Raw genomic sequence first — 276 nt, 5'->3', positions numbered from 1 at the left:
GGGCGCAGCAGGCGCCCGGTGACGGCCCCGATACGGACCTCCGGGTGGCTGCTGAACCTCTCGAGGAGCCGTTCGACGAAGTCGGTCTCGGGCAGAGCATCGGCGTTCAAGCTCAGCACGAACGGTGCCGAGGTCGCGGCGATCGCACGGTTCATGCCGCCGGCAAAGCCGACGTTGTCCTCGAGCAAGATCCGTCGGAGACCGGCGCCTCGGATCGAGGCACCGGTGAGGATCTCACGCGTTGCATCGGAACTCGCGCAATCGACCACGATCACC

At 67.0% G+C, this 276-nt stretch carries 1 protein-coding gene; it reads right to left on the bottom strand.

The window, feature by feature from the left end:
• A partial coding sequence (locus QWJ41_RS21185; protein ID WP_302710473.1) for a glycosyltransferase occupies positions 1 to 276 on the bottom strand: 276 nt, incomplete at both ends.

This window comes from Nocardioides cremeus, from assembly GCF_030518195.1.
In the GTDB taxonomy this organism is placed as follows: Bacteria; Actinomycetota; Actinomycetes; order Propionibacteriales; family Nocardioidaceae; genus Nocardioides; species Nocardioides cremeus.
The sequence above is the reverse complement of the archived record's forward strand: the minus strand, read 5'-3'. Positions and strand labels throughout refer to the sequence as shown.